Annotated in this window: 1 protein-coding gene; it reads left to right on the forward strand. The window is 53.0% G+C overall.

Annotation, left to right across the window (positions count from 1 at the left end; genetic code table 11):
* Nucleotides 1-436, forward strand: a 436-nt coding sequence (locus AC3DEV_RS17160; protein ID WP_488372901.1) for a hypothetical protein, incomplete at both ends; no start/stop codon positions are given.

Consider the following 436-nt stretch of genomic DNA (forward strand, 5'->3'; position numbering starts at 1 on the left):
ATACGCTCACTGTCACAAATGACCTCACAACATCCCTGCTGACTCTTGACCTGACAACGGGCGCATTAAACGCGACGGGTGGAGTTGCTGCAACTGGGTCGAATCTGGTAGGCACAGCCAACCAAGTTTCACTTTCCGCAAGCGGCACAGGTGTTTTGTTGGGGGCAAACAATATCACCCTTTCCACACCGCAGAACATTCACACGAGCGCAACACCGCAATTTGCACGCATCGGGGCAGGTGCGGCGGCAAGTGCAACCGACCCATTCTATGCCACCAGTTCCAACAACAACAGCGGTTTTCGCATGGACTTTACAGGGTCAAGCAGTGCGAGTTTTGGTCCGCAATTTGCAATGTATACAAATGATGGCGCAGCTGTTGTCAGTGGCGACCGCTTGGGACAAATGCAATTTGGCGGGCACAACGGAACAAGTGT

The sequence above is a fragment of the Dietzia sp. IBK-p2-15D genome (genome assembly GCF_057773105.1).